24 protein-coding genes are annotated in these 22,859 nt (G+C 72.0%); 10 read left to right on the top strand and 14 right to left on the bottom strand.

Annotated elements, in window-relative coordinates:
- The first annotated feature begins 161 nt into the window (after nt 1-161).
- Together sepH and F9C41_RS20460 are read left to right on the top strand one after the other, a co-directional pair.
- Nucleotides 162-1,181 carry a septation protein SepH gene (gene sepH, locus F9C41_RS20465; protein WP_155388443.1) on the top strand — a complete coding sequence of 340 codons (1,020 nt, stop codon included), beginning with the start codon at nt 162-164 and terminating at the stop codon, nt 1,179-1,181.
- Nucleotides 1,182-1,236: 55 nt separating this feature from the next.
- Complete coding sequence (locus tag F9C41_RS20460; protein WP_155388442.1) at nt 1,237-2,223, top strand: aldo/keto reductase; 987 nt, start codon at nt 1,237-1,239, stop codon at nt 2,221-2,223.
- 98 nt (nt 2,224-2,321) lie between these two features.
- Here the strand turns inward: F9C41_RS20460 and thpR are convergent, their stop codons facing one another.
- The 7 genes from thpR to F9C41_RS20425 all read right to left on the bottom strand — a co-directional run bounded on the left by thpR (nt 2,322) and on the right by F9C41_RS20425 (nt 8,219).
- Nucleotides 2,322-2,864, bottom strand: coding sequence for an RNA 2',3'-cyclic phosphodiesterase (gene thpR, locus F9C41_RS20455; RefSeq protein WP_155388441.1), 543 nt, complete (start codon nt 2,862-2,864; stop codon nt 2,322-2,324).
- Between the two features lie 23 nt (nt 2,865-2,887).
- Complete coding sequence (locus F9C41_RS20450; RefSeq protein ID WP_155388440.1) at nt 2,888-3,397, bottom strand: hypothetical protein; 510 nt, start codon at nt 3,395-3,397, stop codon at nt 2,888-2,890.
- Nucleotides 3,398-3,539: 142 nt separating this feature from the next.
- Entirely contained in the window at nt 3,540-3,992 is a 453-nt protein-coding gene (locus F9C41_RS20445; RefSeq protein ID WP_230689793.1) for an RDD family protein, read from the bottom strand.
- A gap of 112 nt (nt 3,993-4,104) precedes the next feature.
- Nucleotides 4,105-4,845, bottom strand: coding sequence for a maleylpyruvate isomerase family mycothiol-dependent enzyme (locus tag F9C41_RS20440; protein WP_155388438.1), 741 nt, complete (start codon nt 4,843-4,845; stop codon nt 4,105-4,107).
- Nucleotides 4,846-4,858: 13 nt separating this feature from the next.
- Nucleotides 4,859-6,154 (bottom strand): MFS transporter, encoded by a 1,296-nt coding sequence (locus F9C41_RS20435; protein ID WP_155388437.1) that lies wholly within the window; start codon nt 6,152-6,154, stop codon nt 4,859-4,861.
- Between the two features lie 108 nt (nt 6,155-6,262).
- Nucleotides 6,263-6,712 (bottom strand): MarR family winged helix-turn-helix transcriptional regulator, encoded by a 450-nt coding sequence (locus F9C41_RS20430; protein WP_407924714.1) that lies wholly within the window; start codon nt 6,710-6,712, stop codon nt 6,263-6,265.
- A gap of 67 nt (nt 6,713-6,779) precedes the next feature.
- A complete protein-coding gene (locus tag F9C41_RS20425; protein ID WP_230689792.1) occupies nt 6,780-8,219 on the bottom strand; it encodes an NCS2 family permease in 1,440 nt (479 codons plus the stop codon).
- 130 nt (nt 8,220-8,349) lie between these two features.
- On the opposite strand from F9C41_RS20425, the gene F9C41_RS20420 reads away from it, so the two are divergent.
- Nucleotides 8,350-9,108: a DUF3027 domain-containing protein gene (locus F9C41_RS20420; RefSeq protein ID WP_155388435.1), complete on the top strand. Its 759-nt coding sequence runs from the start codon at nt 8,350-8,352 to the stop codon at nt 9,106-9,108.
- A gap of 109 nt (nt 9,109-9,217) precedes the next feature.
- Here the strand turns inward: F9C41_RS20420 and F9C41_RS20415 are convergent, their stop codons facing one another.
- Together F9C41_RS20415 and F9C41_RS20410 are read right to left on the bottom strand one after the other, a co-directional pair.
- Nucleotides 9,218-9,847 (bottom strand): futalosine hydrolase, encoded by a 630-nt coding sequence (locus F9C41_RS20415; protein WP_155388434.1) that lies wholly within the window; start codon nt 9,845-9,847, stop codon nt 9,218-9,220.
- On the bottom strand, nt 9,844-10,662 hold the full coding sequence (locus F9C41_RS20410; protein ID WP_155388433.1) for a hypothetical protein: 819 nt from the start codon (nt 10,660-10,662) through the stop codon (nt 9,844-9,846). The genes F9C41_RS20415 and F9C41_RS20410 overlap by 4 nt, the downstream gene beginning before the upstream one ends.
- A 33-nt stretch (nt 10,663-10,695) precedes the next feature.
- Here F9C41_RS20410 and F9C41_RS20405 point away from each other — a divergent pair, with 33 nt between their 5' ends.
- Together F9C41_RS20405 and F9C41_RS20400 are read left to right on the top strand one after the other, a co-directional pair.
- Complete coding sequence (locus tag F9C41_RS20405) at nt 10,696-10,926, top strand: DUF2530 domain-containing protein (protein WP_155388432.1); 231 nt, start codon at nt 10,696-10,698, stop codon at nt 10,924-10,926.
- Nucleotides 10,923-11,726, top strand: a complete 804-nt coding sequence (locus F9C41_RS20400; protein ID WP_155388431.1) for a 1,4-dihydroxy-6-naphthoate synthase — start codon at nt 10,923-10,925, stop codon at nt 11,724-11,726. Before F9C41_RS20405 ends, F9C41_RS20400 begins: the two co-directional genes overlap by 4 nt.
- 110 nt (nt 11,727-11,836) lie before the next feature.
- Here the strand turns inward: F9C41_RS20400 and F9C41_RS41850 are convergent, their stop codons facing one another.
- The gene (locus F9C41_RS41850) at nt 11,837-12,223 is read right to left on the bottom strand and encodes a cold-shock protein (protein WP_155388430.1); all 387 of its coding nucleotides are present in this window, start codon (nt 12,221-12,223) and stop codon (nt 11,837-11,839) included.
- Between the two features lie 191 nt (nt 12,224-12,414).
- On the opposite strand from F9C41_RS41850, the gene F9C41_RS20390 reads away from it, so the two are divergent.
- Nucleotides 12,415-14,814 carry a helicase-associated domain-containing protein gene (locus tag F9C41_RS20390; protein WP_155388429.1) on the top strand — a complete coding sequence of 800 codons (2,400 nt, stop codon included), beginning with the start codon at nt 12,415-12,417 and terminating at the stop codon, nt 14,812-14,814.
- Between the two features lie 123 nt (nt 14,815-14,937).
- Nucleotides 14,938-15,183 carry a hypothetical protein gene (locus tag F9C41_RS20385; protein ID WP_155388428.1) on the top strand — a complete coding sequence of 82 codons (246 nt, stop codon included), beginning with the start codon at nt 14,938-14,940 and terminating at the stop codon, nt 15,181-15,183.
- A gap of 192 nt (nt 15,184-15,375) precedes the next feature.
- On the opposite strand, the gene F9C41_RS20380 is transcribed toward F9C41_RS20385, so the two are convergent.
- Nucleotides 15,376-16,227: a L,D-transpeptidase family protein gene (locus tag F9C41_RS20380; protein ID WP_155388427.1), complete on the bottom strand. Its 852-nt coding sequence runs from the start codon at nt 16,225-16,227 to the stop codon at nt 15,376-15,378.
- A 132-nt stretch (nt 16,228-16,359) separates the two neighbouring features.
- Here F9C41_RS20380 and F9C41_RS20375 point away from each other — a divergent pair, with 132 nt between their 5' ends.
- Nucleotides 16,360-18,033, top strand: a complete 1,674-nt coding sequence (locus F9C41_RS20375) for a DNA repair helicase XPB (RefSeq protein ID WP_155388426.1) — start codon at nt 16,360-16,362, stop codon at nt 18,031-18,033.
- Nucleotides 18,034-18,161: 128 nt separating this feature from the next.
- Here F9C41_RS20375 and ligD read toward each other — a convergent pair whose 3' ends face one another.
- From ligD to ku, 3 genes are read right to left on the bottom strand one after another with little or no spacing between them, the layout of a single operon-like run.
- Entirely contained in the window at nt 18,162-18,989 is an 828-nt protein-coding gene (gene ligD / locus F9C41_RS20370; RefSeq protein ID WP_155388425.1) for a non-homologous end-joining DNA ligase, read from the bottom strand.
- Nucleotides 18,986-19,843 carry an ATP dependent DNA ligase gene (locus tag F9C41_RS20365; RefSeq protein WP_407924713.1) on the bottom strand — a complete coding sequence of 286 codons (858 nt, stop codon included), beginning with the start codon at nt 19,841-19,843 and terminating at the stop codon, nt 18,986-18,988. Before F9C41_RS20365 ends, ligD begins: the two co-directional genes overlap by 4 nt.
- Nucleotides 19,840-20,877, bottom strand: coding sequence for a non-homologous end joining protein Ku (ku, locus tag F9C41_RS20360; protein ID WP_155388424.1), 1,038 nt, complete (start codon nt 20,875-20,877; stop codon nt 19,840-19,842). The genes F9C41_RS20365 and ku overlap by 4 nt, the downstream gene beginning before the upstream one ends.
- Before the next feature lie 65 nt (nt 20,878-20,942).
- On the opposite strand from ku, the gene F9C41_RS20355 reads away from it, so the two are divergent.
- Entirely contained in the window at nt 20,943-21,440 is a 498-nt protein-coding gene (locus F9C41_RS20355; protein WP_230689790.1) for an NUDIX domain-containing protein, read from the top strand.
- Between the two features lie 51 nt (nt 21,441-21,491).
- Nucleotides 21,492-22,799 (top strand): MFS transporter, encoded by a 1,308-nt coding sequence (locus F9C41_RS20350; protein ID WP_230689789.1) that lies wholly within the window; start codon nt 21,492-21,494, stop codon nt 22,797-22,799.
- Nucleotides 22,800-22,859 lie beyond the last annotated feature (60 nt).

The raw sequence follows: 22,859 nt of genomic DNA, 5'->3' as shown, positions 1-22,859 counted from the left end.
ATATGTCCGCACGCGAATGTGAGCGTGTCGTCAGACTCGGCGTGGCGGGTGCGCGGGTGTGCCTTCAACGCGTACGGTGTTGTCTTGGGAACGTCATACCGTGGCCGGGAGCTCCCCCCGGCAGCCACGGCATGGACCGGCACAGGGGACGGAGGCTGACGATGCGACCCGTACGGTTCGTCGCCCTCTCCGAAGACGGCCAGGCGCTCGTCCTCGCGGACGAGGTCGGTCGTCTACTGGCGCTGCCCATCGACGACCGGGTCGCCTCGGCGACGCATCCCGACCGCGGCTCCGGCGCGCACACGATGACCATCACCGCGTCGCCCTTCGACGCCGCCACCGTGCTGTCCCCGCGGGACATCCAGTCGCGCATCCGCTCCGGCGAGAGCGCCGAGGACGTGGCCCGCATCGCGGGCGTGCCGGTCGACCGTGTGCTGCGCTACGCCGGCCCGGTGCTGCAGGAGCGGGCCATGCTGGCCCAGCACGCGCGGCGCACCCGACTGAAGAGCTCCGACAAGGGCGCGACCCTCGCCGACGTCGTCGACGGCCGGCTGGCCCAGCACGGCATCGACACGGAGAAGATCTCCTGGGACGCCTACCGGCGCGACGACGGCACCTGGCGCATCGTCGCCACCTGGCCGTCGGGCAAGGCCACCGCGCAGGCGATCTGGGAGCTCGACCGCAACCGGCAGTCGGTGTCGCCCTACGACGACATGGCGCAGTACCTGTGCGCCGAGCGTCCGACCCAGATCCTGGGCCAGGACCCGACCGCGGGCCAGACCAACGCGCCCAGCCGCAGCGGCCACGGCCTGCCCACGCCGACCGACACCACGCGCCGCCCCGGCCGCGACCCGATCCGGGCCGGCCGCGACGCGCTGGTCGCCGCGATGGACCGGCCCCTGGGCAGCGGCCCCGGCCGCGGCCTCGACGTGCCCTCCGACGCGCCGCGCCAGCGCCCGGCCAGCGCCGTGCTGGCCGGTGGCCGCGACAGCAGCGCCTTCGACGAGGACGCGGACGCGCCCAAGGAGGTGCCGGCCGTGCCCTCGCTGGCCGTGCTGCGCCCGCGCCGGCAGCCCCCGGCCGACAACACCGCGACCGGCCCCGGCGACAAGCCGCGCAAGCGCCTGCCGAGCTGGGACGACGTGCTCTTCGGCGGCGCCCCGGCGGCCCGGGAGAGCTGACCTCGTCCGTTTCGCCCCGCCGGGCGGCGTTCCGGTGGGGATAGGGTGAGTACTCATGGAGTTCACCACTGTGGGCCGCACCGGCCTGACCGTCAGCAGGTTCTGCCTCGGCACCATGAACTTCGGACCCAAGACGTCCGAACCCGACAGCCACGCCATCATGGACCGCGCCCTCGACCACGGCATCAACTTCTTCGACACCGCCGACGTGTACGGCTGGCAGCTCGGCGAGGGCCTCACCGAGCAGATCATCGGCCGCTGGTTCGCGCAGGGCGGGGGGCGCCGCGACAAGGTCGTGCTGGCCACGAAGGTGTACGGGAAGATGGGCGAATGGCCCAACGACCAGGGCCTGTCCGCCCGGCACATCGTCAAGGCCGCCGACGCGTCGCTGCGCCGGCTGCAGACCGACCACATCGACCTGTACCAGATGCACCACGTGGACCGGAAGACGCCGTGGGACGAGATCTGGCAGGCGATGGAGACCCTCGTCGCCGCCGGCAAGGTGCTCTACGTGGGCTCGTCCAACTTCGCCGGCTGGCACATCGCGGCCGCGCAGGAGGCCGCGCGCAGCCGCCACTTCCTCGGCCTGGTCTCCGAGCAGTGCATCTACAACCTGATGACGCGCCACGTCGAGCTGGAGGTGGTGCCCGCGGCGATGCAGTACGGCGTCGGCATCATCCCGTGGTCGCCGCTGCACGGCGGGCTGCTGAGCGGGGCCCTCCGCAAGATCAAGGACGGCACGGCGGCCCGGTCCGGTGAGGGCCGGTCGACCGACACGCTGGCCGAGCACCGCGGCACCATCGAGGCATACGAGAAGCTCTGCGAGTCGCTCGACGCCGACCCGGCCGACGTCGCGCTGGCCTGGCTGCTGTCGCGCCCCGGCGTGACCGCCCCCATCATCGGCCCGCGCACCGCGGAACAGCTCGACAAGACCCTCGGCGCGCTCGCCCTCACCCTGGACTCCGACACCCTGACCCGCCTCGACGAGCTGTTCCCGCCCGTCGGCAAGGGCGGCCCGGGCCCCGAAGCCTGGGCCTGGTAACCGGTTCTCCCGGTAGGCGAAGATCGCTGTTTCGTGTCAAAGGTGGGGTGAGACCACACTTTCCGACACGAAACAGCGATCTTCTACACCCCAGCGGCTCAGAGCGGGTGACGGGCGAGCGGCGCGTACGTCGGGTGTGGGCCGAGGTGGCTGCGGACCAGGACGAGTTCGGTCACCGGCCAGGCCGGGCCGGTGTAGTCGCGCAGGGCGGCCAGGTCGGTCGCCAGGTCGGCGTGGGTCATCCGGTCGCCGGGGCGGGCGACGGTGAGGTGCGGGGTGAAGCGTTTGTCGTCGGGGTGCAGGCGGCGCGCCCGCAGCTCGCGGCGTACGGTGCGGCCCAACCGGGTGAGGCCTTCGACATCGCCCTCGACGCCCGCCCAGAGCACCGCGGAGCGCCCGTGGCCGAACTTTCCGCCGCCGCGGATCCACAGCTCGCCGACGGCACCGTCCACGGCGGACACGGCCTGCTCGGCTGGACCGGCCGACTCGTCGGGCACCTCGCCGAGGAACGCCAGCGTCAGATGCCACCGTTCGGTGGGCGTGACCCGGGCGCGAGCCCGGCTGACGGCGAGGGAGTCCACCACGGCGGCCAGGTGGTCCACCGCCTCCGGCGGCGGGAAGACGGCGACGAACAGGCGCATCAGGCCTCCGTTCAGCGCTCGGCTCAGCCCTCCGCGAGAACGACTCCCGCGGCGATCAGGGCGCCCTCGACCCGCACCCGCTCGATCTGCAGGTCGAGGCCGTCCACCTCGGTCAGGTGCTCGTCGATGCCGAGGCACTGGCACGCGTCGCGCAGCGCCTGGTCGTAGCCGGCGTCGTCGCGGGGCAGCTCGCGCAGCCGGTCGACGATCTCCTCGAACGGCACCAGCGGCGGGCCGGCCGGCGCGGGCTGTGGCAGCCAGGCGGGCGCGAGGCCCACCGCGCTGAGCCGCTCGGCGGCGAACTGGACCATGCTCTCCCGGGCGGAGCCGATGGCGACGGTGGCGACCCGGGCCGCGGCGACCCAGGGCGGCCCGGCGGGCGGGGCCGGGTCGAACGCGCGCTCCAGCCGGTCGAGGGTGCGCTGCTCGTGCCAGGACTCGCGGACCTGCTCGGCCCGGGTGCGCATCTGCGTGACGACGTCATCGGCGCAGATCGCGGCGGCGATGGCCGCGGGCATACCGACGAGCGCCATCACTCCGAGAGTGAGCGGAAGAGCGCTGTCGGTCGCCACATCAAACGACACTATGCCCACCTGCCCTTTCCTCGCCAGTTGATTGACGTCACGGACGAGTGGTCGCGCAACCGGAATATTTCTGCGCGTGCGACACCGGCGGTCAGGACTCGACCACGACTGTCTGCACCAGCTTGTCCGCGATGGTCTGCCGCTTGGCGTCCCACAGTGGGAACAGGAAGCCCAGGTAGCAGATGACCGCGTCGACGAGGTGGGCCAGGTCGCGCAGGAACGCCCGGCCCGCGCCGACCGGCGTGCCGGTGTCCGCGTCGACCAGTTTGACGCCCAGCACGCGCCGTCCCCAGCTGAAACCGGTGTCGCCGGCCTGGATCCAGCGGTGGTATCCGACCACGGCGAGCCCCAGCAGCAGGACGGTCCAGTAGACGACGCCGCCGCCGCTCGGCTCCCCTGGCACGACCTGCCCTGTGCGCGGGTCGAGCGAGGGCGCGACCACGACGGGTCCGTCCAGCACGAAGGCGAGGACGACGAAGACGGCGGCGGTCAGGAGGTCGATCAGCGCCGCGCCGACGCGCTTGATCCAGGATGCGTGGCTCACGCCGGGCTCCGATGGGGTGAGGGGACGGCATGATCGCTGTCTCAGGTCGGAAACTCAGGTCAGACCACAGCTTCCGACCTGAGACGGCGAACATGGGAGAGTCGGGTGGGAGCTACTGCGTTGCCGTGCGTAGTAGTACGCGCAGTTGCGCGACCGGGGCGGGGTCGCCGGTGACGGTCACCGTCTCGTCGCCCGCGCGCCGCCACAGCCAGCGCAGCAGCGCGTCCGGTGTGCCGGCGACCTCGGCGGCGGCCGGCCCGTCGCCCTCGGTCACGGTGAGCGTGTCCGGTCCGATCGCGACCAGCCAGCGCCGCCCGGCCGCGGCCAGCGCGACGGACCGCCCGCCGCCGGCCGCCAGGTCGTCGACGAAGTCGTCGCGCCAGGTGGCGGCGCAGTATTCCAGGAAGATGCGCAGCACCTCGTCGATGCCGTCGAGGGCCAGGTCCTCCGGCACGTCGACGGACGGCGTCCCGGCCGCCAGCTCGGCGTCGATGCGGTGGATCACCGTCTCCTGGGCCATCCGGCGTCGCCAGAAGCCGACCGTGGGGTCGGGCTCGTACCAGTTGCCGGCCGGCTCGTCGTCGGCGCGTGCGGCCAGTTCCTCGGTCAGCTCCCGGTAGGCCCGGCGCAGCAGCGCCTGCGGTTCCTCCGTGGCGAGCTGCGGCGGGGGCCAGTCCTTGGGCTCGGCCCCGTCCCGCATGCAGGCGATCTTGTGTAGGTAGACCTCGGCGACGTGACGATCCAGATCGGCGACCGTCCAGCCGGGGCAGGTCGGCACCGGCCGGTCGAGGCTACCGGTGCTGACCTCGACCAGCCGGGCGAAATCCGAGTCGAGTGCGGCGTGGAAGTCCATAGGCCGCATTCCATCACGCGACGGCGACACTCTCCTGGCGCACGACCCGCACCCGCGGCGTCGGCCGGGCCTGGAAGGCCAGCCGGTCCCCGGCGTGGCGCAGCTGCCAGACAAGCGCGGCCAGCGCCGCGAGCAGAGAGACCGCGCCGCCGAGCCAGATGCTCGCCGCCGCGCCGAAGTGCTCCGCGACCCAGCTGATGGCCATCGAGCCGATGGGCGCGGTGCCCAGGAAGATCAGCACGTACAGCGCCATGACCCGGCCGCGGAACGCGCCGTCCACGCCGAGCTGCACCCGCTGGTTCGCGGCCTGGCCCAGGAAGACCGAACTGAACCCGGTCGGCACCAGCAGCAGCAGGACCAGCCACTTGGTCGGCGCGAGCCCGACCGCGATCGCCAGCAGGCCGAACGCGACCGCGGCGGCCAGCAGCAGGTAGACCGAGGGCCGGCCCTTGCGGGCGGTGCCCGCCAGCGCTCCGGCCAGGGAGCCGACCGCCAGCGCCGTGTTGAACAGGCCGAAGGTGGCCGCACCGGTGGCGAACACCGTCTTGGCGAGCAGCGCGAGCGTGAGCTGGAAGTTGTAGCCGAACATGGCGATCACGAACATCATCGCCATCGGCAGCAGCAGGTCGTGCCGGGTGCGCACATAGCGCAGCCCATCGATCACCTTCGCCTCGGCGCGCTCGTCACGGGGCAGCAGCTCGGGGCGGTGCAGCTCGGCCGGGCGCATCCGGGCCTGCATGAGCACGGGAGCGATCGCCATCACCGTGCTGACCAGGAAGACCGGGCCGGTGCCCAGCCACGCGATGGCGACACCGGCCAGCGCCGGGCCGGTGATGCGGGCGGTCTGGAAGGTGGCGGCGGACAGCGACAGGGCGTTGGGCAGCAGCGGCTTGCCGACCAGCTCCGACACGAACGCCTGGCGCACGGGCGTCTCGATGGCCTGGGCCACGCCGAGCATGCCCGCGAAGATCATGATGTGCCACAGCTCGATGACGCCGGTGGCGATCAGGACGGCCTGCGCGATGGCCAGCACGGCCCATACGCCGTTGGAGACCATCAGCAGGGTGCGCTTGTCGAAGCGGTCGGCCAGCGTGCCGGCGTACAGGGTGAGGAGCATGACCGGGACGAACTGAAGTGCGGTGACCAGGCCCAGCGCGGTCGGGGAGTCGTTGCTCAGCTCCAGGACCAGCCAGTCCTGGGCGACGTACATCATCCACACGCCGATCAGCTTGATCAGCTGACCGCCCGCGAAGAGCCGGTAGTTGCGAACCGTCAGGGAACGGAAGGTGGTGCTCAGTCTTGCCCGCACGCGGAGTGCGCCTCCTCGGATAGCCTTGCCGCCGCTCACCGGCCGGGGTGCCCCGGTCGGATCGGACGGATCAGGCCTCCGCTTGCCTGATCGCGAGTTCCCCCGCGATCAGTCGCGCGCGAGCCGCTCCAGCAGTGCTGCGGCACGTACCACCGTGTCGCGTTCCTGGGCGGTGAAACCCGCCAGCTTGCCGGCCAGCCATTCGTCGCGCACCCGCTGGTAGTCCTCCAGCACCGCGAGCCCCTGTTCACTGGGCGACAGCAGAACCTGCCGCCCGTCGGTGGGGTGCGGGGTCCGGCTGATCAGACCGCGTTCTTCCAGCTTCGCCACGATCTTCGTCATCGTGGGCGGTTGCACCCGCTCCGCCTCGGACAGTTCGCGCGGGGTGAGCGCGCCGCCGATCCGGAGGCTGGTGAGGGCGGACAGCTGGGTCACGGTGAGATCGCCGACCGGGCGCTCCTGGCGCAGCCGACGGTTGAGCCGGGTGATGGCGTCGCGGAGCCGCTCGGTCAGCTCCTCGGGAGAAGCTTGCGTCACCATCACCACCTGCTCCGTCACGCTTATTAGCTTAGCTAATAAGCCTGGCTAACGATATCCCTTTACCCAGGTGAGCGCGGTCACGCTCTCAGAAAACCAGCTTCTCGAGCGCGCCCACGGCGAAATAGAGCACGAAGAGCAGCGCCACGATCCACAGCAGCGGATGCACGTCCCGAAGCTTGCCCTTAGTGGCCTTGATCAGGACATACGTGATGACGCCCGCGCCGATGCCGTTCGAGATCGAGTACGTGAACGGCATGATCACGATGGTGAGGAACGCCGGGATGCCGATCTCGTAGTCGGTCCAGTCGATGTTGCGCACCGCGGTCATCATCAGGAAGCCGACGACCACCAGCGCCACCGAGGCGGCCTCGAAGGGCACCACGGTCACCAGCGGGGCCAGGAACATCGCCAGCAGGAACAGGCCACCGGTGACGAGGTTGGCGAAACCGGTCCGCGCGCCCTCGGCGACACCGGCCGCGCTCTCGATGTACGACGTGTTGCTCGACGTGCTCGCCGCACCGCCCGCCGCGGCCGCGATCGAGTCGACCAGCAGGATCTCCTTGGTACGCGGGACCATGCCGTCCTCGGTCAGCATGCCGCCCTCCTGGGCGACGGCGACCATGGTGCCCATCGTGTCGAAGAAGTCCGTCAGCAGCAGCGTGAAGACGAACATCGCACAGACCACGATGCCCGCGGTCTGCCATCCGCCCAGCACGTTGAAGTTGCCGAGCAGGGACAGGTCGGGCACGCCGACCCACTTGTCCGGCACGACCGGCACGTTCAGCGCCCAGCCGGCCGGGGTGCCCGCCGGGCCGCCCATCGGGCCGACCTGCGCGATCGCCTCGACGATGATCGCCAGCACGGTCGAGCCGATGATGCCGATCAGGATCGCGCCCTTGACCTTGCGGGCGACCAGCACGATCGTCACCAGCAGGCCGATCACGAAGACCAGGCCCGGCCAGGTCACGATCTTGCCGCCGATGCCCAGCCCGATCGGCGGCGAGCCCTGCCCGGTCGAGCGTACGAACCCGGCGTCGACGAAGCCGATGATGGTCAGGAACAGGCCGATGCCGACGCCGATCGCCGTCTTCAGCTGCATCGGCACGCTGTGGAAGACCGCCACCCGCAGGTTGGTCAGCACCAGGATCGCGATGATCACGCCTTCGATGACCACCAGACCCATCGCGTCGGCCCAGGTCATCAGCGGTGCGATCTCGTACGCCACGAGGGCGTTGACGCCGAGGCCCGCCGCCAGCGCGAGGGGGAACCGGCCGACGACACCCATCAGGATCGTCAGCAGGCCCGCCATCAGCGCCGTGGCCGCCGCGACCGCCGCCAGCGGCAGCGTCGCGCCGTCCATGTCCTTGCCGCCGCCGAGGATGAGCGGGTTCAGCACCACGATGTAGGCCATCGTGAAGAAAGTGGCCAGGCCACCACGCACTTCGCGGGACATCGTCGACCCGCGGGCGGAGATCTCGAAGTAGCGGTCGACTCCCCCGACCACACCAGGACCAGCTGTGCTCATGGGGCGCATCGTTCCAGATCGAAGGCCGATTGTGTACCGAGCCACGAAGATCGTCCCGCAGCGACCCGCCGGGCAAGCCCTCGGCCAGGGCTGCCGGGTCACCGAAACTCCAAATCAGCGATGAGGAAGAATGGGGAATGTGACCAGGACCGCCACCCGCGCCCCGAAAGTCGATCAAGCCTGCGCCGAGGCCGTGGACATCGCACGTGCCGCGATCACCGAGGAAGCCGGGCACATCGGCGAGCATCTGAACGTGGTCGCCGAGGGCGATCGCGTGGTCACCCATTACTTCGCCTGCGACCTGCCGGGCTACCGCGGCTGGCAGTGGGCCGTCACGGTGACCCGCGCCCCGCGCAGCAAGCACGTCACCGTCTGCGAGACCGTGCTGCTGCCCGGCGGCGACGCGCTGCTCGCCCCCGGCTGGGTGCCCTGGCACGAGCGGCTGCACCCCGGCGACCTGGGCGTCGGCGACCTGCTGCCCACACCCGAGGACGACGACCGGCTCACCCCCGGCTATATGCTCGGCGGCGATCCCGAGGTCGACGAGGTCGCCTGGGAACTCGGCCTGGGCCGCCCGCGCGTGCTGTCCCCGCTGGGCCGCGAGGAGGCCGCCCAGCGCTGGTACGACGGCGAGAACGGCCCCGACGCCCCGATCTCGCTGGCCGCGCCCCGCACGGCGCGCTGCGTGTCCTGCGCGTTCTACGTGAAACTCGGCGGTTCGTTGGGCCGCATGTTCGGCGCCTGCGCCAATGTGTACGCCCCCGACGACGGCCGCATCGTCTCCCTGGACCACGGCTGCGGCGGCCACTCCGAGGTCCTGATCGACGAGACCGTCATCCCCGCCCCGCCCACCATCTACGACGACGGCGTGGTCGAAGACATCGAATGACCCCGCACCGCGTCCGGCTTGCGATGGCTGCAGTTTCAGTGAAACTGCAGCCATCGACGTCTTCATAGCCGCAGTTTCCCCGAACCTGCAGTGCCGGCGCGCAGCGCCGTCAGGGGCGCAGCGAAGCCAGGGCCGGGCCGGCGGCGGTGAGCGCGGCGAAGGCGTCGCCGATGCGCCAGGCGGCGCGGTCGCGGGGGCCGACGGCGTTGGAGATGGTGCGGAGTTCGGCGAAGGACAGGCCCGCGCCCTGGGCGGCGCAGGCCACGCCGTAGCCCTCCATCGCCTCGGCGACCGCGTTGGGGTGACGGCGCAGCAGCTCGGCGGTGCCCTCGGCGGTGCCGGTGACGGTCGAGACGGTCAGGATCTCCCCGGTGGTGGCGTCCGGCAGCGCTTTCCGCAGGGCGGCCAGCAGTGCGGTGTCCACCTCGGCGGTGGCGCTGCCGAAGCCCAGCTCGTCGAGGCTCAGGAAACCCTGCGGCGAGTCCGCGCCCAGGTCCGCGGCGATGCAGCGGGTGGCCAGCGCCGTCGTGCCCGGGGCCAGGCCGATGCCGCCGCCGATGCCCGCCGACACCACCGCCCGGTAGCGGTCCCCGGCCAGTGCCAGCAGCCGCGCGGTGCCCGCGGCGGCCGCGGCCGGGCCGACCCCGACCGGGGCCACGGTCACGTCCGCGCCCGGCGGCAGGCCCCGGGACAGCGCCTCGGCTTCGGCGGCGACCGCCGTCACGATCAGCAGCGTCACTGCTTCTTCCTCCCCTCGTCGCCGGACGGGTCCAGCGACGACGGACGGTACACGTGGAAGCCCTCGGGGATGGTGCGCTGCTCCTGCTGCGGCAGCCGCTTGGCCGGGGGCACCGGCGGCAGCGGCTTGGCCGGGCCGGGCGCCGGGCCGCCCGGCGCGGGCAGCCGCAGCGCCAGCAGCGCGCCGACGGCCAGGCAGAACACGGCCACCCAGAGCGGCCAGCCGCCCAGGAACGCGCCGATGACCAGGCCCGTCACCCCGGCCACCAGACCGGCGATGGAGGCGTACTGCACAGCCCGCCACAGCGCGCCGAACCCGTGCGCTTCGCGCGGCAGCAGGCGGCGCAGCAGGACCAGGTGCACCACCCACTGCGGCAGGATCAGCGCGACCAGCACCAGCAGCAGGATCCAGCTCGTCAGCCACTGCGCGGCGAGCAGTGTCGCGACGGCCCGCCCGACCAGCAGCAGGCCGATCAGCGCCCGCCCCGAGGCGGGTGCCGCCGCGACGGCCAGGCCCGCGGGCACGGCTGCCAGCACCCCGGCCCCGACGGCCAGCGACAGTTCCGTCGGGCTGGGCGCGCCGACCGCCCAGACCAGTCCGGCGAGCAGGGACAGGTCCGCGGCGACGACGACCGCGTGCAGGTCGTAGAGCCGGGCGACGCCGGTGACGCCGCCCGAGCCCTGCACCCGTATCCGCAGGGCGGTGCGGGTCAGCCAGCGGATGCCGACGACCGATCTGCTCACCGTGGCGATGAGCACCCGGATGGTCCGGACCACGACGTCCGCGAACGTCTGGAGCGCGCGCAGCAGGGGCATGGTGCCTATCCTGCCAGCGCGTACGCTGTTGTCGTGCCCTTGGAACCACCCAAACCGCTGGACCCCCCGACCGTCCCCTTCGCCATCGGCGGCATGGCCGCGTTCGCGCTGGTCGGGCTCGTGTTGTTGTTCTTCCGCGACTGGCTGTCGGCCAACGGTCATTCCAGTTGGCTGTGGATCTGCGTCGCCGGTGTGGTCTGGGGCCTGCCCGGACTGGCCACCATGATCGTGCACGACCGGCACCGGAAGGCGCGCCGCACATGAGGATCGCCTTCTCGCCGTGCCCGAACGACACCTTCGTCTTCCACGCCCTCGTGCACAGCCTGGTGCCCGGCGCGCCGGAGCTGGACGTCACCTTCGCCGACGTGGACGTCACCAACACCGCCGCCCTCGACGGGCGCTTCGACCTGGTCAAGGTCAGCTACGCGGCACTGCCGTGGCTGCTGGACACCTACGAGCTGCTGCCGTGCGGCGGGGCGCTGGGGCGCGGCTGCGGTCCGCTGCTGCTGACCGGGGGCCGCGCCGACATCACCGGCGCGACGGTCGCGGTGCCCGGCGACCGCACCACGGCCTACCTGCTCTTCCGGTTGTGGGCGGAGCAGTCCGGGCAGGTCCCGGGGCGCATCGAGGTGGTGCCGTTCCACGAGATCATGCCGGGGGTCGCGGCCGGTCGCTACGACGCCGGCCTGGTCATCCACGAGGCCCGCTTCACTTTCCAGCGGTATGGGCTGACGAGCCTGGTCGACCTCGGCGAGTGGTGGGAGGCCGACACCGGCCTGCCCATCCCGCTCGGCGCGATCCTGGCCAAGCGGGGCGCCGTCGACGCCGCGGCCGCCACCGGCTGGATCCGGTCCTCCGTGCGGGCCGCCTGGGCCGACCCCGAGGCCAGCCGCGCGTACGTGCTCGCACACGCCCAGGAGATGGAGCCGGACGTCGTCGACCAGCACATCAAGCTGTACGTCAACGAGTTCACCGAGGACCTCGGCCCCGACGGCCACGCCGCCGCCCGCGCCCTCCTCCTCCGCGCCGCCACCGCCGGCCTCGTCCCGCCGGTCGACCTGTGACCCCACCCCCTTGCCGCAACTCTTAAAGACTTGCGCCCTCACGGAGTCCGTGAGGGCGCAAGTTTTTAGGAGTTGTCCCGAGGGCGGCGGGCCGGAGGGCCCGCGGGCGGTCAGACCTCGAGGTCGCGGGCGATGGTGTGGAGGGCCTGGGCGAGGGCCTGGGCGGTCTTCTTCTCCGGGAAGCGGCCGCGCTTGAGATCCGGGAGGATCTTCGCCTCCAACACCTTGATCATGTCTTCGATCAGGGTGTTCAGCTCGTCGGCCGGACGGCGGCGCAGCTCCTGCAGCGAGGGCGGCGCGTCGATGAGCTTGACCTGCAGCGCCTGGTCTCCCTTGCGGCCCGCGGCGACCCCGAACTCGACCTTCTGGCCGGGCTTGAGCTCGCCGACGCCGTCAGGCAGCGCGGCCTTGTGCACGAAGACGTCGCCGCCCTCGTCACGGGTCAGGAAACCGAATCCCTTCTCCGTGTCGTACCACTTCACGCGACCCGTAGGCACTGCTGCACACCTGCTTCTTTCCCCGAGGGCGCCAGGCGCCCGGCACGTCCGAACGGCCACGCCGGTGGTGGCCCGCTGACAAGGCTAGCGATCGTGATCCGGGGGCCCAACTGGAATCCCCGCTTCCGCGTCACCGTCCCGTCCTTACGACTGCCGCGCGCGGACCGCCGACCGGATAGCGTGGAGGCACGATGAGCACCGAGCTGTCCGACCATCTGCGCGCGCTGTCCGACGACGCCCTCGGCGCGCTGCTGCGCCTGCGCCCTGACCTGATCACCCCCGTGCCCACCGACCTGACGGTGCTGGCCGCGCGGGCCCAGACCCGGGTGTCGGTGGCGCGCACGCTCGACACGCTCGACCGGTTCACCCTGGAGATCCTCGACGCGGCCCGCTTCACCCGGTCCCCATCGGACGGCACCACCTCGGCCGCCGAGATCGTGGCCATGGCGTGCGCGCCGACCGGCGGGCCCGAGCCGGCCCGGGTCACCGAGGCGATCGAGCGGCTGCGCGCCCGCCTCCTGCTCTACCCGGCGACCCCCGGCGACCCCGACACGCTGCGACTGGTGCCCACCGTCGACGAGGTCTGCTCGCCGTACCTGGCCGGTCTCGGCCGTCCAGCGGTCGAGCTGGACACCGCGGCCGACCTGAAGGGCGCGGTCATCGCGCTGGTCACCGATCCGGCGCGGCTGCGCCGCACGCTGCTGGCCGCCCCGCCGGCCGCCCGCGCGGTGCTGGACCGGCTCGCCGAGGGCCCGCCGGTGGGCACCACCACCAACCGCACCGAGCCGGTGGCCTGGCTGCTCGAACACCACCTGCTGGTGGAGACCGCCGAGGGGGCCGTCGAGCTGCCCCGTGAACTGGGCCTGCTGCTGCGCCGCGACGCGGGCCCGCTGGGGCCGCTGCACCCGCTGCCGCCCACCATCAGCGCCGCGCCACGCGCGGTGACCACGGTGGACCGGGCCGGCGCGGGGCAGGCGATGACCGTCGTGCGCCATACCGAGGACCTGCTGGAGGCGCTGGGCGAGGAGCCCGCCGCGGTGCTGCGCGCCGGCGGCATCGGGGTGCTGCCGATGCGCCGCCTGGCCAAGGCCGCCGGGATCGCTGAGCCGCTGGCCGGGCTGCTCCTGGAGACCGCCGCCGCGGCCGGGCTGATCGGCGAGCTCGAACTCGGCTCGGAGCTGGCGTTCCTCCCCGCGGCCGGCTACGACCAGTGGCGGGTGGCGCCGCTGGCCCAGCGCTGGACGCTGCTGGCCGGCGCGTGGCTGGCCATGCCGCGCCAGCCGGGCCTGGCCGGGCAGCGCGATCTGAAGGACCGGCCGCTGACCGTGCTGTCGCCGCAGCTGGAGCGGGCCGGCACGCCCGCGGTCCGCCGGGCGGTGCTCTCGGCGCTCGGCGAGCTGGTGCCGGGGACCGGCCCGGACGCCGACGAGCTGCTGGAATGGCTGCGCTGGCAGGCGCCGCGACGGCTGCGGGGGCGGGAGGACCTGCACCGCGAGGCGCTGGCGGAGGCCGCCGATCTGGGCATCACCGCGTTGGGCGGGCTGACCGGATACGGTCGGGCGCTGGTGGAGCAGGCGGCCGCGGCGGGTGCCGACGACGATCCGCTCGGGCGGCGGCCGGAGGCGGAGCTGCCCCCGGAGGAGACTCCGGTGGCCGTAGCGCTGGCGAAACTGCTGCCGCCGCCGGTGGACCACGTGCTGATCCAGGCCGACCTGACCGTGGTGGTCCCGGGGCCGCCGGAGCCGGCGCTCGCCGCCGAGCTGGACCTGATCGCCGAGCACGAGTCCGGTGGCGGGGCGAGCGTCTACCGGGTCACCGCGGCGAGCCTGCGCCGGGCGCTGGACGCCGGGTACGCCGGGCCGGACCTGCACACGCTGTTCGCGCGCCGCTCCCGCACCTCGGTTCCGCAGGCGCTGACCTACCTGGTGGACGACGTGTCGCGGACGCACGGCGGGCTGCGCACCGGCACCGCCACCAGTTACCTGCGCAGCGACGACGAAGGCCTGATCTCGGCAGTGCTGGCCGACCGGCGGCTGAGCGGGCTGCTGATGCGCCGGCTCGCGCCGACGGTGCTGGTGACCGCGTACAGCTCGGCACGGCTGCTGACCGCGCTGCGCGACGCCGGATACGCACCGGTGCCCGAGGACGCCACCGGCGCGGCGGTGCTGACCCCGCCGAAGGTGCGCCGTGCCGCGGCCCGGCCCGCGCTGGAGCCGGCACCCGACGCCCTCGACGCCCCCGGGCTGACCGCGCCGCGGCTGCTCGGCATCGTCGAGGAGATCCGGCGCGGGGACGCTCGCGCCCGTGCCGCCCGCCGCGCGCCGGCCGAGGTGCGGGCCGCCGCCGGGCAGCCGATGTCCAGCCTGACCGCGGTGCAGGCGCACAGCCACGCGCTGGCCGTGCTGCAGCAGGCGGTCCGGGACAAGGCGACGGTCTGGGTGGGGTACGTGGACGCGCACGGCGCGAACGCCTCGCGGCTGGTCCGGCCGGTCTCCATCGGCGCGGGCTACCTGCGCGCCGAGGACGACCGCACGCAGACCCTGCACACCTTCGCCCTGCACCGGATAACCGCGGCGGCACCCGCGGACTGACCGTCGTCGGCACGGTGCGCCGCCACCGCCGATGATCATCGCGATATCCCCCTAATGCCTGGCATTTCTGCCGCAATCCGGCATCGGATGGCACGCTGGAACCGGGAAGGGATGAGGGATGCGATGACGACTGACCAGGAGACGGCGACCGAGCAGAGCGAACCGACGCCGCCCGCGGTGCGGGGGCCCTCGCGCAACATGGTCATGATCGCCGGCGGTGCCGGCGGCGGGCTGGTGGCCTGGTTCTTCTACGCCTGGCTGGGCCTGCGCCGCAACGTGGTGGACGCGGCCGGGGAGTCGATCGGCAGCGGCATCTTCCTGCTGCTGGTGCTGTCCGTGGCGGGGGCGACCTACCGCAGTCGCAGGTGACCCTCGAGCGAAGGGTGATGGGCCGTGGCTGCCCCTAACCGCCACGGCCCATCCGACGTTGCGCTCGCCCCCGTTTGGCGCCCCGAACGCGCACGGCAATCGGATTACGCATCCCGCACGGTAAGCGGTTGCGGTCCTGCATCGATTCAGGCCGAAAGACTGACCGTCATCGACCATTCGGGGGAGGACCGGTCAGGTGCCGGGACGGCGACCGAAAATCTTGACCGGGGTGCCGCTCTTGAGCGTGCTCCAGTACTTCTGCGAGTCGGCGGGCAGCAGGTTGACACATCCGTGCGAACCGATGCTGGAGTTGTGGATGTAGGTCGTGGTGGTGTGGAAACCCTTTCCCTCCACGATCCGCTGCCACAGTGGCAGCCACACGTCCCAGTCGGTGGACCAGTTCTTCGTCTGCCGGTCGTGGATCGTGTACGAGCCGGTCGGCGTGGTGAAGCCGGCCATGCCGGTCCGGGTCACCGTCGGGCCGTAGATGACCCTGCCACCGCTCATGATCCAGGTGGTCTGGTTGGTCAGGTCGATGCACGCGGTGAGCGCGTTGCCCGCGTTGCAGCTGCTCGGCTTCGACTTCAGCAGGCGCTGCGACACGCTGTTGGTCAGCGGGCCGGCCTTGCCGTTGACGGGCCGGATGTCGAAGCGCCTCTGGAACTTCTTGATCGCGGCGCAGTCGGCGGCGGACTGCTTGCCGTCCACCGTGACCGTGCCGTATCCGCCGAGTGTGACCAGTGCCTGCTCGACGGCCTTCTGGTGCTCCCCCTGCGGGCAGACGGCGGCGGCCGGGCTGGTCGTCGGCTTCTTCGTCGGTGAGGGCTTCACGCTGGGCGAGGGCTTCACGCTGGGTGAAGGCACCACGCTCGGCGAAGGCTCCACGCTCGGCTCCGGATCGCTCGACGCGGGTGCCGGGATGGGCTGATCAGTCGGTGCGGCCACGAAGTCCGGCTGCCCACCGGCAGTGTTGTCCTTCGGGTCGCAGGCGGCCGCGAGGGCCAGAGTCGTGACTGCCAACAGGCCCACGAGTAAACGGCGCACCAGGCCTCCCCAGGTTCGATATCGCCGGTGTCGGGACTATAGACGCCTGTGCTGGACGCACGGTTGCCAGCCGTTCGGTCAGAGCGTGGGAGACTGGACTGTTGACCCTCAGTTCCCCAGCGCGAGGTGAGCATGACGAACGGCCCGCTGATCGTCCAGTCCGACAAGACCCTGCTGCTCGAGGTGGACCACCCTGACGCGACCGCGTGCCGGATGGCGATCGCGCCGTTCGCCGAGCTGGAGCGCTCGCCCGAGCACATGCACACGTACCGGCTGACGCCGCTCGGGTTGTGGAACGCCCGCGCGGCCGGGCACGACGCCGAGAGCGTGGTGGACGCGCTGCTGCGCTTCTCCCGCTACCCGGTGCCGCACTCGCTGCTGGTCGACGTGGCCGAGACGATGGACCGCTACGGCCGGCTGCAGCTGCTCAACGACCCCGCGCACGGGCTGGTGCTGCGCGGGCTGGACCGCGCCGTGCTGGTCGAGGTGGCGAAGTCGAAGAAGGTCGCCGGGATGCTCGGTGCGCAGCTCGACCCGGACACCATCGCCGTGCACGGCTCCGAGCGCGGCCACCTCAAGCAGGTGCTGCTGAAGCTCGGCTGGCCCGCCGAGGACCTCGCCGGATACGTCGACGGCGAGGCGCACCCGATCGCGCTGCGTCAGGACGGCTGGCAGCTGCGCTCCTACCAGCGCGAAGCCGTGGAGCACTTCCAGGCCGGCGGCTCGGGCGTGGTGGTGCTGCCCTGCGGCGCGGGCAAGACCCTGGTCGGGGCGGCCGCGATGGCCGACGTCAGCGCGACCACGCTGATCCTGGTCACCAACACCGTCGCCGGCCGCCAGTGGCGGCGCGAGCTACTGGCCCGCACCACCCTCACCGAGGACGAGATCGGCGAGTACTCCGGCGAGCGCAAGGAGATCCGCCCGGTCACCATCGCCACGTACCAGGTGCTCACGACCCGCCGCAACGGCACGTTCCCGCACCTGAACGTGTTCGACGCGCGCGACTGGGGACTCATCGTCTACGACGAGGTGCACCTGCTGCCCGCGCCGATGTTCCGGTTCACCGCCGACCTGCAGGCCCGGCGGCGGCTGGGCCTGACGGCCACCCTGGTCCGCGAGGACGGCAAGGAGGGCGACGTGTTCAGCCTGATCGGCCCCAAGCGGTACGACGCACCGTGGAAGGACATCGAGTCCCAGGGCTGGATCGCCCCCGCCGACTGCACCGAGGTCCGGGTCACCCTGTCCGACGCCGACCGGCTGACCTACGCGGCGATCGAGCCGGAGGAGAAGTACAAGTTCGCGGCCACCGCGAAGGCGAAGCTGCCGGTGATCGAGGCGCTGATCGAGCGGCACTCCGACGAGCAGGTCCTGGTGATCGGGGCCTACCTGGAGCAGCTGCACGAGATCGGCCGCTACCTGGAGGAGAAGGGCGTGTCCGCGCCGATCGTGCACGGCGGCACCACGAACAAGGAGCGCGAGCGGCTGTTCGACGCGTTCCGCGACGGCTCGGTGCGCACCCTGATCCTGTCCAAGGTCGGCAACTTCTCCATCGACCTGCCCGAGGCGGCGGTGGCGGTGCAGGTGTCGGGCACCTTCGGCTCGCGCCAGGAGGAGGCGCAGCGCCTGGGCCGGGTGCTGCGGCCCAAGGGCGACGGTCGCCAGGCGCACTTCTACACCGTCGTCTCCCGCGACACCATCGACACCGAGTACGCGGCGCACCGCCAGCGCTTCCTCGCCGAGCAGGGCTACGCGTACACGATCGTCGACGCCGACGACGTGCTCAGCGGCGGCCCCGCAGGCGCCTGAGCACCCGCGCCGGCTCCGGACGGTCGCCCTGTGGGTAACTCACTACTGCTTGTGGACATCGCGTCACTACCTGTGGATATCACGCTGTGGACAACGCCCCTGACCTGTGGATATCCGGCTCCGCAGGCTCAGAGCCCGGCCAGCAGGCCCGCGTGGAGGTCGCCGAGTCGGGCGGCGCGGTCGAGGACCTCGACGGGGCCGAAGGAGGCTGCGGTGAAGTCGCCATGGGCGACCTCGTCCCAGGTCAGGGGGGCGGAGACGGTGGGTGTGGGGCCGGCGCGCAGGGAGTAGACGCATACCGTCGTCTTGGCCTGGTTGTTCTGGCTCCAGTCGATGAAGACCTTGCCGGGGCGCAGCTCCTTGGCCATCTGGTCGGTGACCATGTCCTTGGCGGCCGCGGCGAACTCGGCCGCGATGTCCCGGGCGTAGGTCGCCACCTCGTCGAAGGTGCCCGCGAAGGTGCTGCTGACCTGCATGCCCTTGCGGCCGGAGGTCTTCGGGAAGGCCTCGCGGCCGTCGACGGCCAGGCGGTCGCGCAGCGCGAGGGCGACGGCGCGGCACTCGTCGAGGCCGGCGGGCGGGCCCGGGTCCAGGTCGAAGACCACCCGGTCGGGACCGGGGCCGCCGACCCTCCACTGGTGGGTGTGCAGTTCCAGGGCGGCGAGATTGGCCAGCCAGACCAGGGTGGCCGGCTCCTGGCAGATGATCAGGCCGTCGGGCGAGACGGGCACCCAGGCGGGCTTCTTGGGCGGGGCGTTCTTCTCGAAGAAGCCGGGCCGGTCCGCGCCGTCGGGGAAGCGGATGCGGGTCAGCGCACGGCCGGCCAGGTGCGGCAGGATCACCGGCGCGATCCGGTGGTAGTAGTCGATCACCTCGGCCTTGGTGGTGCCGTCGGGATAGAGCGGCTTGTCCAGGTTCGACAGGCTCAGCTCGCGGGCGTCGACGCTGACCTTCATCCGCAGTCCTCGCCCAGGCAGTCGCCGGGCAGCTTGTCCGGGCGCAGCCGCAGGAAGATCGGGAACCGCAGGCGGCCGTCGGGCGTGATCTCGCTGAACCGGACCTCGACCACCAGCAGCGGCTCCACCCACGTTCCCGGTTCCGCCGGGCCGGCGAACGGCGAGGCCGGGCGGACCAGGTCCCGCAGCACGGGCAGCAGCGCCCGCTCGGTGCGCACGGTCAGCCCGCCGCCGACCCGACCGCGGTAGCGCAGCGTGCCGTCCGGCAGCGGCGTGCCGATGAGCAGCGCGCCCAGCGGGCGGGCCCCGGCGCGCCAGCCGCCGATCACGAAGTCGCCGGTGCGGACGAACTTCCACTTGATCCAGTCGGGTGAGCGCACCCCGGGCTGGTAGCGCGAGGCCCGGCGCTTGGCCATGACCCCTTCGAGGCCGAGTTCGCGGGCCGCCGCGACGGTGGCCGGACCGTCGTCGAAGCTCGGTGAGACGGTCGCGGCCGGGCAGACCGCGGGCAGGCGCAGCCCGTCCAGCACCTCGCGGCGCTGGTCGTAGGTCAGCTCCGGGCGGATCACGTCGAAGGCGACGTACACCGGGGCGGCGCCCTGCTGCATGGCGTGGAAGCTGGGCAGGCCGGCCGCGTCGAACGCGACCAGTTCGCCGTCGAGCACCTCGGGCACCGGCGGCAGCGCGGGACCGGTCAGCTGCCGCCCGGACCGGCCGAGGAACCGCCCGCCGGCGTAGACGGCCCGGTAGCCGTCCCACTTCACCTCGTACGCCCACAGCGGGCCGCTCGGCAGCGGGCCGGCCGTGGCCAGCATCGGCGCGATGGCGGTCCGGCCGGACGCGACGCGGATCAAGCTGCCTTGGCCTTCTTCGCCGGCGCCTTCTTGGCCGCCGTCTTCTTGGCGGTGGACTTCTTCGCCTCGGCCTGTGCCGACCCGCCCTTGGCCGAGGCGGCCGCCGCGGATGCGGCCTTCGCGGGCTGCGCCTTGCGGGCCGCCGCCTTCTTCGGCGCGGGCTCGGCGTGCTCCGGTTCGGCCTTGGCTGCCTTCTTGATCGGGTGCACGGTGGCGTTACCGGTGCGCTTCTCCGCCGGCTCGGCCGCGCCACCGCGGGCCGCGCGAGCCCGCTCCACCGACTGGCGCAGCGCCGCCATCAGGTCGATCGTCGGCGCGATCGGCTCCTCCGTGGTCGGCTGCACCACGGTGTCCTTCTTGCCGATCTTCACGTCGATGACCTGCTGCAGCGCCTCGCGGTAGGAGTCGGTGAACTCCTCGGGCCGGAAGTCGCCCGACATCGAGTCGACCAGCGAGGCGGCCATCTTGACCTCCTGCGGGCGCAGCTTCACGTCGTCGTCGAGGAAGTCGAACGCGGCCTCGCGCACCTCGTCCGGCCACAGCATGGTGTTGAGCACCAGCACGCCCTCGTGCACGCGTACCGTCGCCAGGGTCTCGCGCTGCCGCAGCGCCACCTTCACCACCGCGACCCGGTCCACGTTCTCCAGCGCCTCGCGCAGCAGCAGGTACGGCTTCACCCCGGCCGCGCCGTCGGGCTCGAGGAAGTACGCCTTGTCGTAGAGGATCGGGTCGATCTGCTCGTTGGGCACGAACTCCAGCACCTCGATGGCGCGGGAGCTGGTCAGGGGCAGATTCTTGAAATCGTCGTCGGTTAGCACCACGATCTCGCCGCCGCCCACGTCGTACCCCTTGGCGATCTGGTCATAGCTGACCTGCTCACCGTCGAGTGCGCAGACGCGCTGATACTTGATCCGTCCGCCGTCGGCACGGTGCACCTGGTGAAATCGGATGTCCTTCTCCTCCGTGGCGGAGTAGAGCTTCACCGAGATGGAGACCAGGCCGAACGAGACGGCGCCCTTCCAGATCGCCCTCATATGGGAAGTATGCCCGATAGGCGGCCGTGTACCGCAAGAACCGTGTGGGATCTAGGCTGGCGCCCATGGGTTCTGACGACGGCTGGGTGAACTCGTACCACGGCAGGATGCGTGCGGCCATGGGCGACGCGACGCTCTTCTTCCTGGGTGCGCGTGGCGTCATCCGGGACGAGCAGGGCCGGGTCCTGCTGATCAAACGCACCGACAACGGGTACTGGGCCTTCCCCGCCGGGGCCATGGAGCTCGGCGAGTCGATGCGCGACTGCGCGGTCCGGGAGACGTTCGAGGAGACCGGGCTGAAGGCCGGGCGGGCGACGCTGTTCGCCTTCCTGTCCGGCCCGCAGTACACCTTCACGAACATCTTCGGCGACACGTACCAGCACGTCTCCGGGTCGTACCTGCTGACCGAGGTCTCCGGCGAACTGGCCCCCGATCCGGACGAGGCCGCCGACGCGGGCTGGTTCTCCCCGGAGGACCTGCCGGAGCCGACCTCGGGCGCGGTGCGCTGGACGCTGGACCACCTGGCCCGCTTCGAGGAGACCGGCCAGATCTACTCCGACTGAGCGCCATAACGGCTTGCCGCGACCGCGGCCCACCAGGCAGTATCGGCGCACGTGACGAGCAAGAGGCGCTTCGCGCTGGACCTGTCGCCGCTGCGGCGGCGTGACTTCCGCCTGGTGTACACCGCGGCCGGGGTCAGCAGCTTCGGTTCGATGATCACGTACGTGACCATCCCGTTCCAGCTCAAGCAGATGACCGGCGATCCGCTGACGGTCGGCCTGCTGGGCGTGGTCGAGCTGGCCCCGCTGCTGTTCATGGCGTTCGTCGGCGGGGCGCTGGCCGACTACATGGACCGGCGCAAGCTCGTCTTCTGGGCCGAGGCGGCGCTCGCCGGGCTCACCGCGCTCCTGCTGCTCAACGCCCTGGTCGGCACCCCGAAGGTCTGGGTGCTGTTCGTCATCGCGGGCCTGGCCGCCGCGGTCGACGGCATCCACCGCCCGGCGATGGACGCGATGATGCCGCGGCTGGCCCCGGCCGAGGAGATGGCCGCCGTCGGCTCGCTGAACTCGCTGCGCTGGCAGATCGCCCAGATCGCCGGCCCCACCCTGGCCGGTCTCATGATCGCCAACTTCGACGTGGCCTGGGTGTTCGCGTTCGACCTGGCCACGTTCGCGGTCGCGCTGGTCTGCTTCGGGCTGGTGCGCGCGGTCGCCCCGCCGGAGGCCGCCGAGCGGCCGTCGCTGCGCTCGGTCGTCGAGGGCATCCGGTACGCCCGCAGCCGCCCCGAGCTGATCGGCACCTACCTGGTCGACGTCAACGCGATGTTCTTCGCCTTCCCGGTCGCCCTCTACCCGTGGGTGGCCGACAAGTACGGCGGCGCGTCGGTGCTCGGCCTCTTCTACGCCGCGCTGGCGGTCGGCTCCCTGCTGGTCACGGTCACCTCCGGCTGGACGGCCCGGGTGCACCGGCACGGCCTGGCAGTGCTGCTGGCCGCAGGCGCCTGGGGCCTGGGCATCGTGCTGTTCGGCCTGGCCGGCTCACTCTGGCTGGCCCTGCTCGGCCTGGTCGTCGCGGGGGCCTCGGACATGATCTCCGGCTTGTTCCGGGGCGTGATCTGGAACCAGACCATCCCCGACCACCTGCGCGGCCGCCTGGCCGGCATCGAGATGCTGTCCTACCTGACCGGCCCGATGCTGGGGCAGACCCGCGCCGGGCTGAGCGCCCGCTGGTGGGGTTACAGCGGCGCGGTCGTCTGGGGCGGCGTGCTCTGCGTGGCCGGCACCGGCGCGCTGGCCGCCGCGCTGCCCGCCTTCCTGCGCTACGACGGTCGCGAGGGCCTGGCCCGCAAGCAGGCCGAGGAGGCCGCCCGCGCCGCCGAACTCGCCGCCCTCCGCCCGGCCGGGGCCCCGACTCCCGCGTGAACGATTCGGCCGACGGAAGGTTTCTGCCTATTCGGTCACTTTCGTGCCAGCTGGTGGCTT

Source organism: Catellatospora paridis, from assembly GCF_009720365.1.
In the GTDB taxonomy this organism is placed as follows: domain Bacteria; phylum Actinomycetota; class Actinomycetes; order Mycobacteriales; family Micromonosporaceae; genus Catellatospora; species Catellatospora paridis.
The sequence above is the reverse complement of the archived record's forward strand: the minus strand, read 5'-3'. Positions and strand labels throughout refer to the sequence as shown.